The following is a 15,872-nucleotide window of genomic DNA, read 5'->3' as shown; positions in this document are numbered from 1 at the left end:
CCCTCCTCGGCGGCCGGCCGCGACCCGCGCCCCGGCCCGCTGATGGAGTTCGTCCACCGCCGGCGCCGGGGCGCCGAGCTCTTCCTGCTCGTGCTCAGCCTGCTGGTCGGCCTCGGCGCGTACGCCGCCGTGGGCCTCGGCGTGGACGGCACCGTGCCGGCCGACATCATCGGCTACGGCACCTGGCTGGCCGTGCTCGTCGTCGCCGCCCACGTGACCATCCGGCTCCGCGCCGAGTACGCCGACCCGATCATCCTGCCGATCGTGTCGGCGCTGAACGGCCTCGGCCTGGCGATGATCTACCGGATCCACCTGGCCTCGCCCGACAAGTCCCCGGGCGCGCGCACCCAGCTGATGTGGATGACCATCGGGGTCGCCCTCTTCATCGCCGTGCTGGTGGGGCTCCGCGACCACCGCCGGCTGCAGGCGTTCACCTACACCGCGGGCTTCAGCGCGATCCTCCTGCTGCTGCTCCCGCTGGTCCCCGGCATCGGCCGCGAGGTGTACGGCGCCCGCATCTGGATCCACCTCGGCTCGATGAGCTTCCAGCCGGGCGAGGTCGCCAAGGTGCTGCTGGTGATCGCGTTCGGCGGCTACCTGGTGCTGCACCGCGACGCACTCGCGCTCGCGGGCCGCAGGGTCCTGTTCGTCGACCTGCCCCGCGGCCGCGACCTCGGCCCGATCCTGGCGATGTGGCTGCTCAGCCTCGCCATCCTGGTGTTCCAGAACGACCTGGGCTCCTCGCTGCTGTTCTTCGGCATCTTCCTGGTGATGCTCTACGTCGCCACCGAGCGACCGGGCTGGCTCGTCGTCGGCGGCGGTCTCTTCCTCCTCGGTGCCTACGCCAGCTACCTGTTCGTCGGGCACGTCACCGATCGCGTCGACGTGTGGCTGGACCCGTTCCACCAGGCCCGCGGCTACCAGATCGTGCAGGGCCTCTACGGCATGGGCTGGGGCGGCCTGACCGGTCGGGGCCTGGGCCAGGGCAGCCCGCAGCTGACGCCGTTCGGCTTCTCCGACTTCATCGCCGCCTCGATCGGCGAGGAGCTCGGCCTCACCGGTCTGATGGCGGTGGTGGTGCTCTACGGGATCCTCGTGGAGCGCGGCCTGCGGATCTCGCTGATCTGCCGCGACAACTTCGGCAAGCTGGTCGCGGCGGGCCTGGCGGTGGTGTTCGCGCTGCAGGTGTTCGTGGTCATCGGCGGGGTCACCAAGCTGATCCCGCTCACCGGCCTCACCACGCCGTTCCTCTCCTACGGCGGCTCCAGCCTGGTGGCGAACTGGGCCATCGTGGCGCTGCTGCTGCGCATCTCCGACCACGCCCGGCGGCCGCCGCCGGAGCTGCTCGCCGACCCGGAGGAGATGGACGCGACCCAGGTGGTGAGGCTGCGATGAATCGCCCCATCCGCAACCTGGCGATCGGCTGCATGGTGCTGTTCCTGGCGCTGCTGATCAACGTCACCTACCTGCAGTACTGGCAGTCGGACGCGCTCACCTCGCTGAGCAAGCACCCGGACAACCGGCGCGTGCTCGACGAGGCGTTCTCCCGTCCGCGCGGTGCGATCGTGGTGGGCGGCAAGGAGGTCGCCCAGAGCCAGAAGTCCGACGACCAGTACAAGTACCAGCGGGTCTACCCGCAGGGCCGGATGTACGCCCCGATCACCGGCTTCTTCTCCCGCGACTGGGGCGTCGGCGGCATCGAGGCGACCCAGAACTCCGTGCTCTCGGGCAACGACTCCAAGCTCTTCGTCAACCGGGTCGTCGACCTGTTCGGCAGCGGCGACCCGCAGGGCGGCAGCGTCAGCCTGACGATCAACCCCAAGGCGCAGAAGGCCGCGTACGACGGGCTGCGGGCCCTCGGCGACAACGTCCGCGGAGCGGTCGTGGCCCTCGAGCCGAGCACGGGCAAGGTCCTCGCGATGGTGTCCAGCCCGACGTACGACCCCAACCGGCTGGCCGGCCACGACTTCACCGCGGTGTCCCAGGCGCACAAGGCGCTGCTGGCCAACGCCCTCAACCCCCTGGACAACCGGGCGATCGAGACCGTGCTGCCGCCGGGCTCGACCTTCAAGCTCGTCACCGCGGCGGCGGCCCTGGAGAGCGGCAAGTACCAGCCCGACACGATGGTGCCGGGCGGAGCGAGCCTCAAGCTGCCGCAGAGCACGAGCGTGCTCCCCAACGAGAACGGTGGCAGCTGCGGGGGCGCCAAGATCACGCTCACCCGCGCGCTCCAGGTGTCGTGCAACGTCGCCTTCGGTTCGATCGGGCTCGACCTGGGTGCCGACGCCCTGCAGCAGCAGGCCGAGAAGTTCGGCTGGGGGCAGACCTGGTTCCACGACCTCGACGACTCGCTGACCCGGCAGGCCGCCGCCAAGTTCCCGCACCCGGACGCCCCGCAGACCGCGCTGTCGGCGATCGGGCAGTGGGAGGTGTCGGCCACGCCGCTGCAGATGGCGATGGTCGCCGCGGGCATCGCCAACAACGGCACCGTGATGAAGCCCTACCTGGTCGACGAGGTGCGCTCGCACGACCTCGAGGTGCTCGGCAAGACCGATCCGCAGCCGCTGACCGCCAATGCCGTCTCGGCCGCGACCGCCCGCAAGCTGACCGACATGATGGTCGCCGTCGTCGACAACGGCACCGCCGTCAACGCGCAGATCCCGGGCGTCAAGGTCGCCGGCAAGACCGGCACCGCGCAGAGCGAGGCCAATCGGCCGCCGTACGCCTGGTTCGTCTCCTTCGCCCCGGCCGACAGCCCGAAGATCGCGGTGGCCGTGCTCGTGCAGGACGCCGGCGTCGACCGCGACGCGATCTCCGGCAACGGACTGGCGGCACCGATCGCGAAGTCGGTCATGGAGGCGGTGCTGAACCCGTGACGAGCCGATGATGGGCACCGGCCAGCGCGCCGAGCGCTACACCCGCCGCCACCGGCTCGCGACCGGTGGCATGGGCGAGGTGTGGCTCGCGCACGACGAGGTGCTCCACCGCGACGTTGCGGTGAAGTACCTCAAGCACGAGTACGCCGACGACGAGGGGTTCCGCACCCGGTTCCTCCAGGAGGCCCGCAGCGCCGCCTCCCTGCAGCACCCGAACGTCGCCACCGTGTTCGACTTCGGCGCGGGCGACGTCGACGAGGACCACCCGCCGTTCCTGGTGATGGAGTACGTCGAGGGCCGCACCCTCTCCGACCTGCTGGCCGGAGGTCGGGCGCTGGACGCCGAGCAGGCGCGGCTGCTGGTCACCCAGGCCGCCGACGCCCTTGCCGCGGCGCACGCGATCGGGCTCGTGCACCGCGACGTCAAGCCCGGCAACTTCATGGTGACCCCGGACGGCGTCGTGAAGATCACCGACTTCGGCATCGCCCGCGCCGGCGACGGGATGGCACTGACCGAGACCGGCCAGCTCCTCGGCACGCCGTCGTACATCTCCCCGGAGCAGGCCGAGGGCCACACGGCGACTCCAGCCAGCGACGTCTACGGCCTGGGCGTGGTGCTGTTCGAGTGCCTGGCCGGCCACCGGCCCTTCCAGGCGGAGAGCCCGGTCGCGCTCGCGCTGGCACACATCCGCGAGCCGGTGCCCGAGCTGCCCGAGCACGTGCCCGCCGGTCTCGCCGAGGTCACGCGTCGGGCGATGGCCAAGCGCCCCGAGGAGCGCTACGCCGACGGCTCCGAGCTGGCCGCAGCGCTGCACGCCCTGGCCCCGGAGCAGACCATGCTGCTCACCGGACCCCTGCCCGCCGCGCCGCCGGTGGCGCCCGAGCCGGGCGGCTTCGGGACACTGGCCCGCCGCCGTGCGGCCCTGTGGGCCGCGCTCGCCGTGCTCGCGGTCGTGGCCATCGCCGTGGTGACCGCCCTCGCCTCGCGTGGCGGTGAGACCGACAACACACCGTCCGGGGGATCCTCCTCCCCCTCCGGGAACGTCTCATCGGCGGCACCTGCCGACGTCACCGTCGACCCGGCGGCGTACGTCGGGAAGCCGGTGGCCGACGTCCGGGCCGCTCTCGGGGCGCTCGGGCTGCACACCCGGGTCGTCACCGTCGCCAACCCGGGCGGGCACACCGTCGGCACCGTCGCGACACTCGCGCCGACCGGCAGCGTGAAGGCCGGCGCCACCATCCGCCTCGACGTCTGGGGTGCGGTCCAGAAGCCGCAGCCGGGCACGACCAAGCACCACGGGGGAGGGCCCGACAAGGGCCACGGGAAGGGCAAACACTGATGAGGAGACCTCTTCATGTCTGACGCGCCGACCGGCCGCAACACGGGGGAGAACCCCGGGCAGGTCCCTGGCCAGCCCCAGGGCCACCTTCACGGCCAGCAATCCGGCCAGCACCCGGGGCCGCCGCCGCACCGGGTCGGTGGCCGCTACGAGCTCGGCGAGCTGCTCGGCCGGGGCGGCATGGCCGAGGTCCGCAAGGGCACCGACGTGCGCCTCGGCCGCACCGTCGCGATCAAGCGGCTGCGCACCGACCTCGCCAGCGACGCCACCTTCCAGGCACGGTTCCGGCGCGAGGCGCAGTCGGCGGCCTCGCTCAACCACACCGCGATCGTCTCGGTCTACGACACCGGCGAGGAGCTCGCCTCCGACGGCAGCAACGTGTCGCAGCCCTACATCGTGATGGAGTACGTCGCCGGCCGCACGCTGCGCGACATCCTCCGCGAGGGCCGCAAGATCCTTCCCGAGCGGGCCCTCGAGATCACCTCGGGCGTGCTCTCTGCGCTCGACTACAGCCACCGGGCCGGGATCATCCACCGCGACATCAAGCCCGGCAACGTCATGCTCACCCCGGCCGGCGACGTGAAGGTGATGGACTTCGGCATCGCCCGTGCGGTCGCCGACGCGCAGAGCACGATGACTGCCACCGCGGCCGTGGTGGGGACCGCGCAGTACCTCTCGCCCGAGCAGGCCCGCGGTGAGCAGGTGGACTCGCGATCCGACGTGTACTCCACCGGCTGCCTGCTGTTCGAGCTGCTGACCGGCCGGCCCCCGTTCGTCGGCGACAGCCCGGTCTCCGTCGCCTACCAGCACGTGCGGGAGCAGCCACCGCGCCCGTCGTCCCTGGACGCCGACCTGCCGCCGGAGATCGACGCGATCGTGATGAAGGCGCTCGCGAAGCGGGTCGAGGACCGCTACCAGAGCGCTGCTGCGATGAAGGAGGACATCGACCGCTACCTGGCCGGGCGTCCCGTGCAGGCGCCTCCGGTCCCCGCCGAGGCGGCCACCGCCTTCATCCCCACCACGGCGCCGGTGCACGACACGGCGTCGACCGCCGTCGTCACGGGCGGTCACCGGGCCGACGAGCCGCCGGCGGAGAAGCGGCGTACCGCACCCCTGATCCTGCTCGGCCTGCTGCTCGCCGCCCTGGTCGCCCTCGCCGCGGTGCTCGGCCCCAAGCTGCTCGGCTCGTCGCCCAACCAGACGCCGGTGCCCACGGTGGTGGGCATGACCCAGGCGCAGGCCGAGGCCACCCTCACCGACGCCGGGCTGACCCCGCAGGCGACCTCCGAGGCGAGCGACACGATCGAGAAGGGCCGGGTGATCTCGCAGTCACCGGAGGCCAACGCCTCCGTCGACCCGGCGTCGACCGTGACGATCGTGGTGTCGACGGGCAAGCCGGACGTGCAGATCCCCGACGTGATCGGCGACAACAAGGACAGCGCCAAGGACCAGCTGACCGCGCTCGGGCTGCGGGTGCGGCTCAAGGGCGCGGACTCCGACGAGAACAAGGACGACGTGATCGCGGTGAACCCCGACGTGGGCACGCAGGTCTCGGCGAACTCCGTGGTGACGCTGACCTACTCCAACGGCCCGAAGGCGGTGCCGGACGTCGTGGGCAAGACCGAGGCCCAGGCGACCAAGCTGCTCGAGGACGCCGGGTTCAAGGTCGACTCGGTGCCCGACGGTGCCTCGACCCAGCCGAAGGGGACCGTGACGCGCCAGAGCCCGCAGGCGGGTACGCCGCAGAACTCCGGGTCGACGATCACGATCCTGGTCTCGACCTACGAGCCGCCCCCGCCGGTCAGCCCGACCCCGACCCTGCCGATCCCGACGCCGACCGCGACGCCCTGACAGTCCTCACCCGCCCGCGCGGCTGCGAGCCCGGCAGGCGGTGAGGCCTGCAGACGTGGCGTGCCCGCCGGCGACGACGATCGGAGCGGGCCACCCCGGCCGCGACGTCAGCCACGTCGTCGCCCGCTCCGGCACGATCCCGTCGCCGCGGGCGACCGCGACACACGTGGGCGGGCGGGACGCGTACGAACCCGCCATCGGCATCGTGTCCTGCTGCAGCGAGCAGATCCGCAGCAGCTCGCCCGGGAGCCCGTACCGGTGGGAGACTCCGGCGGCCGGCCAGGAGTCGACGGCACCGCAGGTGCCGTCCCAATAGGCCAGCAACGCGTGGGAGACCGAGTCCGTCCCGTAGCGACCCAGGAGCTGGTCGGAGAGCCGGCCGACGAGGGTGGCGCGATCACGGCCCGCGAACATGCGGTCGCGGGCGCCGGGAGCGAGATAGAGCGCCTCGAGCCGGGCTGCGTCCACGTCGAGCGGCACGACGTCGAGGCTGCGGCCAAGAGGCCGGATGCCCAGCACGTCCGGGTCGATCGCCGGTGGCCGGACGCCGGCCCGGAGCGCCAGGTAGCGGGCCGCCGTCATGCCGGTGGGGAACGGGCTGACCAGGACGCCACCCTTGAACATGTCCGCTGTCGCGCCCCACCGGACCGAACCGAACGAGAAGCCGTAGAACTCGGTGAGGTCGAGGTGCTCGCGCGCGGCGATGGCCCGGACGAGCGCCCGGTAGGTGTGCGGACCGAGGGTCCAGCGGTCGTCCCCCTCGAACAACCGGCACGTCCTGGCCACGGTGCGGAGCGTCGCATCGTCGGCCGGTTGCGGCCAGCGCAGCCGCAGGTCGGCGTACCACTGCGTGAGGGCGCTGTCGCAACCGGCGACCGGCGCGGCCGTTGTCCACGGCTCGTCGATCACCAGGACGTTGACGGCGCCGAGGTCGCGGACCAGGTCGCGCGGGTAAGCCGACCCGAGCGGCGCCACTCCCGGGCCGCCCACGTCGACCACGGCGGTCTTTCGCGTGGTGGTGGCTCTCGTCAGCGCGTACCGGAAGGTGCGATCCCCCAGCGTGATCGTGCGGCACAACGAGCGTGTGCGGGTCAGCGCGTCGCACGGATCGGCGCCGTGCGCGTCCGTGCCTGCCCGGCTCCGGCCCGAGCTGTCGCCTCCTTGGCAGCCGGTGAGGACGAGAGAACCGGCCAGCGCGAACGCGATGAGCGCTCGCGCCGGCCAGATCCTGCCGGTTCCCCGGCTCACCACCCCGGATCTGCGTAGATCACGCGGATGTCGTCGGACGTGCCCACGTCGCAGGCGGTCGAGTGATCGTTGAACCGCGCGTAGGAGTAGTCGCTGAGGATGGCGTTGTACCCGGGCTTCGTGTCGACGGCCATGCCGAGGTCGGCGCCCTCGACGGTCTGGTCCTTGCAGGTGCCGGCGCTCCACACCACCTTCATGGTGATCGAGGTCGGGTCGGGATCCGGTGACAACGAGCTGCAGTTCTGCAGCGGCAGGCTGCCTCCGAAGCCCAGCACGTCGATGCCGATCTCTCCGCCCGAGCAGCTCGGCTGGGACACCTTCGGCCAGTAGTTGCGCAGCTGGAGGAACGTGCTGCGATACCCGGACTTCGGGCGCGACCGCACGTCGACGACGTACGGCGCCTTGTCGTAGCCGGTGACCGACTTCCCGACAGCGGTCGCCCAGTGGCCGTAGTAGTACACGTCTCGGTCGGTCTTCGACTCGCGCACGCGGTAGCGCTCCCAGCCGGAGATCAGCTTGTAGCCGTCCACGGTCACCGACACCGTGCCACCGTCACGATCACCCCACTGACCAGTGACGCTGCCGAGGCCCGAGCTCCCGAGCCTGGCCAGCTTCTGGTCCGCGGCCGAGGGGTTGTTGGACCCGATCGCACCCAGCCCGGCCACGGGTTGGTCGGCGTCCGGGACGTCGGGCGCGGTCACGAGCACCTGGTCGAGATCGACCGAGTCCGACCACACGGTCGTGACGTCGCCCGTCGTGGCGCTGTTCACCTGCGCGGCGTCGTACAACATCCCGTTCGCCGCGCTGTCCTCGAGGAACTCCCGTTGGGCCTGCTTCTCGTGGGCGGTGTCCTTGCCGTCGCGCGCCGCCGCGCGGAGGGTCCGCGCGTCGACGCGTGCGGTCCGCTCCTCCACGCTGCGACCCTGGGCGCCTCGCTGGGCGGCGTGGGCAGCCGAGGGCCATGAGACCAGTGCGGCGATCAGCACTCCCGCCAATCCCACTGGAATCCCCCGAGCATGGTTCCTGGTTGTCATCTGCCGTATCCATACCTTTCCGTCAGCCCACGCGACACGTAGGTCTTCATCCAGCCGGGTCTCGGCGCCAGCGCCGCGCCCGTGAAGAAGTCGACGGCTCGGCGTGCCAGCGCGTCGGTGGTCCCGACCCCGAGCTTCGAGGACACCGCGTACGTCGTGACGAGCGCGCCGTCGGTGGCCGTGCGGAACACGCGCACACCGTCCTGCGGTCGACACGCATCCGCGGACGCCGTGGTGGTGCGGAGGGAGCAGACCGCGATCGTGAACCTCGGGTACTCGAAGGCGACGTGCTCGCCGCTGGCGGCTGGGTCGGCGTACGAGGTCGCCCGGACGAGCGCTCCTTCCGGCGGGGCGTCCACCGGCAGCGGCACGTCGCCGTAGTCGCGCACGTGTGGGGTGTTCAGCGCCACGACCCGGGGATCGACCTTGCCGACGTGGGTCGGGTGACCGCTGCCGGGGAGGACCCCGAACCTGGCGTAGCCGAAGGCCGCGAACGCAGCGACGGGAACGGCCACGACCAGCACCCGGCTGCGGACGCGCCGGGACACCTGCTCGCCACTGGTGGGGGTGCGCTGAGGACTACCCGAGACTTCCATGCTCCGACTCCCGCTCTCCTCGGGCGCCTCCGTCGGGCCGACCCGGTGAGCGCACTCTGCACGCTCGTGGCAATACGAGTCAACTCGGGCGCGCTTCATCAAGTGGAAATGCGCGAACGTGCAGGCAAACGCGCTGGTCAAGCCGGTGCTCCTCGACCGGTGGGCGCTCGTGGACCGGACCAGGCGGCGTCCGGGCCGACGGTCAGTCGTGGTCTCGACCTACGCGCCGCACCCGCCGGTCAGCCCGACGCCGACCCTGCCGATCCCGACGCCGACCGCGACGCCCTGACGGGAGGGTCAGCGCCCGTCCGCACGCGCGTCGCGCCCGTCAGCGCGCCCGTCACCGCGCGCGGCGCGGGCGAGGTCGCCGGCCTCCTCGCGGTTCGCGGCCGGCAGCTTGCCGAGCACGTTGCTGACGTGGTTGCGCACGGTCTTCTCGGAGAGGAAGAGCCGGCGCGCGATCGCGCGATTGCTCAGGCCGAGCCCCAACAGGTCCAGCACCTCCAGCTCACGCTCGGTGAGCTGCGGGAAGGTCGCCGAGCCGCCGCGTCCGCGCGGGGGGTCGACGAGCCTGGCCAGGACGTTGCCGGCGATGCCGCTGCCGAAGACCGCCTGACCACGTGAGACCGCCTCGAGCGCGCTCGCGATCTCGGCGCGGTCCGCGCCCTTCACCAGGTAGCCCCGCGCCCCTGCCCGCAGTGCGGCGAGCACGGAGTCGTCGCCCTCGAGCATGGTGAGGACGAGGACCTCCACCTGCGGTCGTTGCTCCCGAATCCGGCCGGTGGCCTCGATCCCGTTCACGCCGGGCATCGACAGGTCCATCAGGACGACGTCGGGTTCGAGCTCCACGGCCAGCCGCACGGCCTCCTCACCGTCGGACGCGACCCCGACGACCTCGGCCGTGCCGATCGCCTGGACCGCCGCGACGATGCCGTCGCGGTAGAGCGGGTGGTCGTCCGCCACGACGACCCGGGTCGGGGACGTCACGACCGCTCCCCAGAGACCGGCAGGAATGCACGGACGGTCGTGCCGACCCCCACGGCCGACTCGACGGTGCACGAGCCGCCGAGCTCCAGGGCCCGGGCCCGCATCGAGGAGAGCCCGAGCCCGTCGTCCCTCGTCGCAGTGCGCATCCCGCGGCCGTCGTCGTGCACCACCAGCTCCACGAGGCCCTCGGCGGCTCGCACCGAGACCGTGCAGTGCCGTGCCTCGCTGTGCCGCGCGGCGTTCGTCATCGCCTCACCGACGATGCGCAGGATCGCCACGTCCAGCGCGGCCGGCAGGTCGGGAAGCGGGCCGACCGCCACCTCGATCGGCATCCGCGGAGAGCTCAGTCGGTTCGCCTGCTCCCGGAGGGCGGCAGCGAGACCGAGGTCGTCGAGCATGGCCGGCCGGAGGTCGTCGACCAGCCGGCGGACCTGCGAGACCACGTCGCGCACCTGCGCGCGCAGCGTCTCTGCGAGCGCGCCGGCCGGCGTCTCCGGCCCGTCGGCGAGGTCGCGCACCGTCTCCAGCTGGAGCGCGATCGCCGCCAGCGCCGGCCCGAGGCCGTCGTGCAGGTCGCGGCGCAACCGCCGGCGCTCCTCCTCGCGGGCGAGCACGGTCCGCTCGTGCGCGCGGTGGAGATCGGCCGACAGCTCCAGGTTGTGCACCACCACGGCGACGTACCCGGCGAGCTCGCGCAGCGTGGCCTCGTCGCGGCGCGCCAGTGGCCGATCCGGCTCGCGCGACGCCGCGACCAGCTCACCGACCACGGAACCGCCGTGGCGCAGGGGGATCCGGGTCTCGGGACCACCCCCGCCGCCACGCGCACCCTGGTGGCCGGTGGCGGTCACGATCCGGGCGTGCGGGATCCGCAGCCCGGCGCCGACTTCCGTGGCCAGGTCGGCCAGGACCGCGTCGGGACCGGCGGCCACGGCCGGTCGGGCCGCCAGCCGTCGCAGCACCGCCGCCGGATCGCTGCGGTCGCCGAAGAGCCGGCGGTCGACGGCGCGCTGCATCCGCGCGTGCAACGGCGCCGCGCCCACCGCCACCACCGCGGTCGCCAGCAGCGGGGCACCGGTGGTGCGACCGAGCACACCGCCCAGCACGACGATCGCGACCACGTACGCCGCGACCACCGCCCCGGCGAGCACCCCGTAGACCACGGAGCGACGGACCACGACGTCGAGGTCCCAGAGCTGGTGCCGCGCGGCGGCCACACCCAGCGCGACGGGGTACGGCGTCAACGCCACCGCGACCACCAGCAGGAACCACGGGCGAGGCACGGCGAAACCGGCGATCATCAGCGCCAACGTGGCGGCCGCCCCGCAGAGCACGACGTCGAGCTGGCGGCGCTCGAGACCCACCGCGCGCCGGCGGCGCGTGACGAGCCCGGCCACGGCGAGCAGGACAGCGACCCCGAGCAGCGCGGGTGCCCACCCGAACCACTGCTGCACGGTGACGGACTCGAACGGGTTCCTCGACGTCGCCAGCTGGCCCGGGATGATGGTGTCCTCACCCGGCTCGGTCGTGTAGGGAGCGGTGGCGTTCAAGATCGTCGCGATCGCGATCGCCGCCAGCGAGAACCACAGCAACGGCCGCCACCGAGGCGAGGGCAGCCGACCGTCCGGGGCCAGCAGCAGCACCACCGTCGGCAGGCTGAAGTACGCGGGCAACCAGAGCACGGACGCGACCCACAGGGCCCCGGTGCCCCCCGGGACGCTTCCGGGCCGGCCGACCGTCGAGAGCCAGGCCCAGGCCCCGAAGCAGTCTGCGGTCACCAGCGCGAGAGCCACCACGCCGAGCAGCCAGCCGATCCGCGATCCGCGGTCCTGGCGGAGGAGCAGCACGGCCGGCGTACCGAACGCGAGTGCTGCCACCGGAGCGTGGATCCACCAGAACCAGCCGTCGGCATAGCCGGACGCGGCCGCCGGCAGGCCCAGCACGACCGCGACCTCCGCGGTCAGGACGACGGCAAGGGCAAGGCTCGGACCGTGACCGGACGTGTCCTCCCCGGTCGACCGCACCTGCGCCAGCGTCGCCACGCGCTCATCATCGCCCGAAGCATGTCCCGTCGTCCCGGGTCTGTTCGTCCTGACCGCGGTCAGGACGAGCTGCCTGATCCGGCGAGGACGGCAGGACCGCGAGCGTACGACGCGCCGGGAACACGCCCGGCCACCTCGAAAGGACCCATGCCATGACCGACACCGTGACCCCGTCGCTCCCGGGGCAGGAGACACCGGACCCACCGCGCAGGCGCCCGCCCTCGGCCACCGCCGCGGCGGTCCTGCAGCTGGCGCTCGGCACGTTGACCTCGACCGCGGGCACGTTCTTCTCGCTCGATGCCGGCGGCGGCTGGTACGCCGCGGCCGCGCTCTTCCCCGTCGCCCTCGTGCTCTGGTGGGTCGCGGGCATCGGCCTGCTGCGCGGCTCCCGGCGCGGGCACCGGCTCGGCGTCGCCATGCTGGTGGCGCTGTCCGCGTTCAACCTGATGAAGATCGTCGTGTTCGACGAGAGCGCCGGCTACGTCTTCATGTCGGCGACCCTGCTGATCGCGGCTCTCCAGCTGGCCGCACCCACGCGGGCCTGGAGCCGACGATGAGCGCGCCGAGCACGGCGCCACACGCCGTGGCGACTGCCGGCGGTCCGGAGCACGCAGGGGTACGCCGGGCCGGTGCTGCCGGCGTGGTCGCTGCGGCCGCGTGGATCGCGCTGGGCATGGACTCGACCGTGCGCGGCGGGGAGATGCACTACCGCGATGCGCTGGTGATGGTGCCGTGGGTGCTGACGATGGTGACCCTCGCCGGGGTGCACCTGGCGCAGCGCGACCGGCTCCGGCGCTGGGGCCACGTGGCCTTCGGCGTGCTCGGCCTCGCGATGGTCCTGGGCCTGCTCGGCGACCTCGGGACCGTGCTGGACATCGCGCCGTTGGCCACCCTGGGCTTTCCCCTGGGCGCGCTGCTCTGGCTGGTGGCCATGGTGCCCGCCGGAGTGGCGACGTACCGGGCAGGCGTCCTTCCCCGACGCGTGGGCGTGCTGATGGCGCTGCTGGAGCCGCTCTCCATCGCCACCGGGGTGGCGCTGTCGCCGATCGCCGGGCTGCACGACCGCGGCAACTACTCCGGGGGCCTCGAGAAGGGTCTGGTCGTGCTGATGATCGCCCTCGCGCTGCGCTCGGTCGCGGCCTACCGGGACGAGCGCCGACCGGCGCCGTGACGCACCGGTGCACCGTCCTGCTCGCCGGCCGACGGCCCGGCGACGGTCATCACGGCGATGGCGGTGGTGGCCGGCACGGCGAGCACGAGGCCGATCCCGCTGGCCAGCGTGCGCACGATCTCCTCGGCGATCGCCTCGGTGGAGAGCAGGTCCAGGATCGGCCGGTCGTAGAGCGAGAGCAGCAGCAGCACGGCGAGTGCGCTGCCGGCGTACGCGAACACGATGGTGTAGATCGTCGAGGCGATGTGGTCGCGCCCGATCCGCATCGCGCTGGTGAAGAGGTGGCCCCGGGACAGGTCCGGGCCGGCCTCGCGCAGCTCCCACACCGACGAGGCCTGCGTGATCGTGACGTCGTTGAGCACACCGAGACCGGCGACCACGAGCGCGCAGGTCAGGAGCCCCTGGAAGGACACGCTCCCGGCGAACGCGGAGAGCAGCGCGGTGTCCTCGCTGCCGGAGCCGGAGAGGTTCGACCCGTGCACGGCGACCAGCCCCACGGCCGCGGTGATGCCGATGCCGGCCAGGGTGCCCGCGAGCGCCGCACTGGTGCGCACCGACGGGCCGTGGGCCAGGTAGAGAACCACGAACATGATCGCGGCCGACCCGGCCAGGGAGACCGCGAGACCGTCGGAGCCGGACAGCAGCGCCGGCAGCATGAAGCGCACCAGCACGAACCCGCCGAACCCCAGGCTGACCAGCGCGAGCACGCCGCGCACGCGGGCGACGATCGCCACGACGAGCACGAAGAACGCACCCAGCAGCCACAGCGGCTTGAGCCGCACCACCTCGTCGAAGGTGTACGCCGCCTGACCCTGGCCGGGCACGCGCATCAGTCGCACCGTGTCGCCCTTGCCGACGCCGGACCGGGAGACCGCCGGCGGCACGCCGACGACCTGCGTCCGGCCGGACTCCGGCCCGGTCGTGAGCACGGCCTCCAGGTTGCCGCAGGTCGGGGCGCTCTCCGTGCTCGTGCGGCACGGGGCCTGGACCTTCTCGACCCGTGCCTTCTGGAACGTGACTCCAGGTGCGGTGAACTGCGCCTTGTCCTGGAGCTTGCTGACCGCGGCGGAGTTCGGCCAGAGCACCACGAGGCCGACGACCGTGGCGACGGCGCACAGCGCGAGGAGACCCAGCAGGACCGTCACCGGCCCGCGGGCGACGTCGACGTGCACGTGGTCGTCGCGGCGGACGTGCGAGTGCCCGTGTCCCACCCCGGATCAGCCCTGGCCCGAGGAGGACTCGACGCCGGGCTCGGCGTACTTGAGCGTGGTGCTGCCCTTGTACGCCGGCAGCTCCAGGTGGCCGCTCGCGAGCACGTCGTACCCGAGGCTGTAGCGCTGGACGAAGGTCTGGTAGGCGTCGATGTAGTCGCTGGCGTCGAGGCTGCTCTCGAGCTGTGCGGGGTCGCCGATCGCGGCGATCCGGTAGGGCGGTGAGTACGGCACTCCGTGCAGCACGACGGTGTTGCCCACGCACTTGATCCCGGTCGTCGAGACCACCCGCTGTCCCTGGATCGTCATCGCCTCCGCACCGCCGGACCAGAGCGCGTTCACGACCGCCTGGATGTCCTGCTGGTGCACCACCAGGAGGTCGACGCTCGCCGGGTCGTCCGCGCGGGCCTTGTCGATCTCGCTCTTCGGTGCGTCCGAGAGCACGACGGTCAGCCCCGGTCCGGTCACGGCGTCGAGACCCGCCGGACCGCGCAGCTGGTCGACCTGGCCCTGCAGCCGGGTCACGCTGGTGTCGTTGACCTGGCGACCGAGCTCGTCGACCTGCTTGTGCAGCGAGGCGAGCTTCCCCTGCAGCTCGTCGGACCGCTGCTTCTCCTGGCGCACCACGCCGTCGAGATCGGTGATGCTCGCCGCCCGCAGGTCCAGTCCCTTCGCGCTCAGGGCCGTCGTGGCGAACAAGGCGCCGGCGACCACGAAGGCCAGCGCGGCCGCGCCGTGCCAGACACGGGACGGCCGACCCCGCCCGCGGGTCGCCTCGTGGGTCACGTGTGTGCCTGCCTCTCGACACCCTGGTCGGCCGACGTCGGGCAAAACGCGTCGGCCCCTGCCCGGACCGGCCCGGGCGGTGACTACGCTAACCGACGACCCGAACCACAAGGAGCCCGCCGTGTCCAAGCCCGCTGCCCGCAAGCCCACCGTGACGGTGAGCGGCTACGAGACGTCGCTGCTGCGCTGCGCGATCGCCGTTCTCCTGGTGGTGGCCGGGATCGTCTGGATGACGGTGTACACCCACTGGGCGATGGATGCCGCGAACTACGTCAAGCTCCCGGGCATCAAGAAGCCGCACACCCCGCTGCCGTGGATGTCGGACCTGAAGAAGTGGAACTACGTGATCGGCTTCGGGCTGATCTTCGCCGGCCTGATCGCGGCCGCCCACCCGAAGACCCCGCTGGGCCGCGGCCGCGGCGTGGTCGTCGGCATGCTCGGCTGCTTCCTGATCGGCCTGATCTGGATCGTCACCTACTACTTCGTCGGCCAGGACGCCTCGGTGCACATCCCGGTGATGGACCAGCTCAACCAGATGAACCTGCTCGTCGGCGTGGGCTTCATGGCGGTCGGGTTCACCTACGCCACGAAGTGGGAGTGACGCTCCGCTAGGTGCGCCTGCGGCTCGGCTTTGCGCCTGCGGCTCGGCTTTGCGCCTGCGGCGCACGGTTTCTGGTGTCGGTGACCCTTGGGGTGGGCCGGTCCGCACGGCGCCCGCGAACGGGGGCGGGAGC

15 protein-coding genes are annotated in these 15,872 nt (G+C 72.4%); 8 read left to right on the top strand and 7 right to left on the bottom strand.

Going from position 1 to position 15,872, the window contains the following annotated elements; all coding sequences use genetic code 11:
* Positions 1 to 42: 42 nt before the first annotated feature.
* From EFL26_RS18620 to pknB, 4 genes are all read left to right on the top strand, one after another.
* Complete coding sequence (locus EFL26_RS18620; protein ID WP_123224578.1) at positions 43 to 1,395, top strand: FtsW/RodA/SpoVE family cell cycle protein; 1,353 nt, start codon at positions 43 to 45, stop codon at positions 1,393 to 1,395.
* Entirely contained in the window at positions 1,392 to 2,876 is a 1,485-nt protein-coding gene (locus EFL26_RS18615) for a peptidoglycan D,D-transpeptidase FtsI family protein (protein WP_123224391.1), read from the top strand. The genes EFL26_RS18620 and EFL26_RS18615 overlap by 4 nt, the downstream gene beginning before the upstream one ends.
* 10 nt (positions 2,877 to 2,886) lie before the next feature.
* The gene (locus tag EFL26_RS18610) at positions 2,887 to 4,215 is read left to right on the top strand and encodes a serine/threonine-protein kinase (RefSeq protein WP_183408255.1); all 1,329 of its coding nucleotides are present in this window, start codon (positions 2,887 to 2,889) and stop codon (positions 4,213 to 4,215) included.
* A gap of 180 nt (positions 4,216 to 4,395) precedes the next feature.
* Positions 4,396 to 6,066, top strand: coding sequence for a Stk1 family PASTA domain-containing Ser/Thr kinase (gene pknB, locus EFL26_RS18605; protein ID WP_425464118.1), 1,671 nt, complete (start codon positions 4,396 to 4,398; stop codon positions 6,064 to 6,066).
* Positions 6,067 to 6,072: 6 nt separating this feature from the next.
* On the opposite strand, the gene EFL26_RS18600 is transcribed toward pknB, so the two are convergent.
* From EFL26_RS18600 to EFL26_RS18590, 3 genes are all read right to left on the bottom strand, one after another.
* Positions 6,073 to 7,314, bottom strand: a complete 1,242-nt coding sequence (locus tag EFL26_RS18600) for a hypothetical protein (protein ID WP_148046768.1) — start codon at positions 7,312 to 7,314, stop codon at positions 6,073 to 6,075.
* The gene (locus EFL26_RS18595) at positions 7,311 to 8,228 is read right to left on the bottom strand and encodes a hypothetical protein (RefSeq protein WP_148046767.1); all 918 of its coding nucleotides are present in this window, start codon (positions 8,226 to 8,228) and stop codon (positions 7,311 to 7,313) included. Before EFL26_RS18595 ends, EFL26_RS18600 begins: the two co-directional genes overlap by 4 nt.
* A 116-nt stretch (positions 8,229 to 8,344) precedes the next feature.
* Positions 8,345 to 8,944, bottom strand: a complete 600-nt coding sequence (locus EFL26_RS18590; RefSeq protein WP_148046766.1) for a hypothetical protein — start codon at positions 8,942 to 8,944, stop codon at positions 8,345 to 8,347.
* 118 nt (positions 8,945 to 9,062) lie between these two features.
* Here EFL26_RS18590 and EFL26_RS24340 point away from each other — a divergent pair, with 118 nt between their 5' ends.
* On the top strand, positions 9,063 to 9,233 hold the full coding sequence (locus EFL26_RS24340) for a hypothetical protein (protein WP_183408254.1): 171 nt from the start codon (positions 9,063 to 9,065) through the stop codon (positions 9,231 to 9,233).
* An 8-nt stretch (positions 9,234 to 9,241) separates the two neighbouring features.
* On the opposite strand, the gene EFL26_RS18585 is transcribed toward EFL26_RS24340, so the two are convergent.
* Positions 9,242 to 9,931: a response regulator gene (locus EFL26_RS18585; RefSeq protein WP_123224385.1), complete on the bottom strand. Its 690-nt coding sequence runs from the start codon at positions 9,929 to 9,931 to the stop codon at positions 9,242 to 9,244.
* Positions 9,928 to 11,970 (bottom strand): sensor histidine kinase, encoded by a 2,043-nt coding sequence (locus EFL26_RS18580; RefSeq protein WP_123224384.1) that lies wholly within the window; start codon positions 11,968 to 11,970, stop codon positions 9,928 to 9,930. Before EFL26_RS18580 ends, EFL26_RS18585 begins: the two co-directional genes overlap by 4 nt.
* Before the next feature lie 152 nt (positions 11,971 to 12,122).
* Between EFL26_RS18580 and EFL26_RS18575 the strand changes: the two genes are divergently transcribed.
* Both EFL26_RS18575 and EFL26_RS18570 read left to right on the top strand, forming a co-directional pair.
* The gene (locus tag EFL26_RS18575; RefSeq protein ID WP_123224383.1) at positions 12,123 to 12,527 is read left to right on the top strand and encodes a hypothetical protein; all 405 of its coding nucleotides are present in this window, start codon (positions 12,123 to 12,125) and stop codon (positions 12,525 to 12,527) included.
* Positions 12,524 to 13,141, top strand: a complete 618-nt coding sequence (locus EFL26_RS18570; RefSeq protein ID WP_148046765.1) for a hypothetical protein — start codon at positions 12,524 to 12,526, stop codon at positions 13,139 to 13,141. Before EFL26_RS18575 ends, EFL26_RS18570 begins: the two co-directional genes overlap by 4 nt.
* Here EFL26_RS18570 and EFL26_RS18565 read toward each other — a convergent pair.
* Together EFL26_RS18565 and EFL26_RS18560 are read right to left on the bottom strand one after the other, a co-directional pair.
* Complete coding sequence (locus tag EFL26_RS18565) at positions 13,111 to 14,352, bottom strand: YibE/F family protein (protein WP_246000269.1); 1,242 nt, start codon at positions 14,350 to 14,352, stop codon at positions 13,111 to 13,113. The two genes, EFL26_RS18570 and EFL26_RS18565, sit on opposite strands and share 31 nt — an antisense overlap.
* A gap of 6 nt (positions 14,353 to 14,358) precedes the next feature.
* A complete protein-coding gene (locus EFL26_RS18560) occupies positions 14,359 to 15,138 on the bottom strand; it encodes a DUF881 domain-containing protein (RefSeq protein WP_246000268.1) in 780 nt (259 codons plus the stop codon).
* A gap of 121 nt (positions 15,139 to 15,259) precedes the next feature.
* Between EFL26_RS18560 and EFL26_RS24805 the strand changes: the two genes are divergently transcribed.
* Complete coding sequence (locus tag EFL26_RS24805; protein WP_246000267.1) at positions 15,260 to 15,739, top strand: cell division protein CrgA; 480 nt, start codon at positions 15,260 to 15,262, stop codon at positions 15,737 to 15,739.
* Positions 15,740 to 15,872: the final 133 nt, after the last annotated feature.

It is taken from the genome of Nocardioides pocheonensis (genome assembly GCF_003725535.1).
Classification (GTDB): Bacteria; Actinomycetota; Actinomycetes; order Propionibacteriales; family Nocardioidaceae; genus Marmoricola; species Marmoricola pocheonensis.
Note: the sequence above shows the minus strand (reverse complement) of the source record. Positions and strands in the feature narration are given on the sequence as shown.

Bases quoted from the DNA above. Each gene is read 5' to 3' on its own strand.
- EFL26_RS18570 (WP_148046765.1), top strand. From the start codon at position 12,524: ATGAGCGCGCCGAGCACGGCGCCACACGCCGTGGCGACTGCCGGCGGT.
- EFL26_RS18615 (WP_123224391.1), top strand. From the start codon at position 1,392: ATGAATCGCCCCATCCGCAACCTGGCGATCGGCTGCATGGTGCTGTTC.
- EFL26_RS18610 (WP_183408255.1), top strand. From the start codon at position 2,887: ATGGGCACCGGCCAGCGCGCCGAGCGCTACACCCGCCGCCACCGGCTC.
- EFL26_RS18620 (WP_123224578.1), top strand. From the start codon at position 43: ATGGAGTTCGTCCACCGCCGGCGCCGGGGCGCCGAGCTCTTCCTGCTC.
- pknB (WP_425464118.1), top strand. From the start codon at position 4,396: ATGGCCGAGGTCCGCAAGGGCACCGACGTGCGCCTCGGCCGCACCGTC.
- EFL26_RS18590 (WP_148046766.1), bottom strand. From the start codon at position 8,944: ATGGAAGTCTCGGGTAGTCCTCAGCGCACCCCCACCAGTGGCGAGCAG.
- EFL26_RS18575 (WP_123224383.1), top strand. From the start codon at position 12,123: ATGACCGACACCGTGACCCCGTCGCTCCCGGGGCAGGAGACACCGGAC.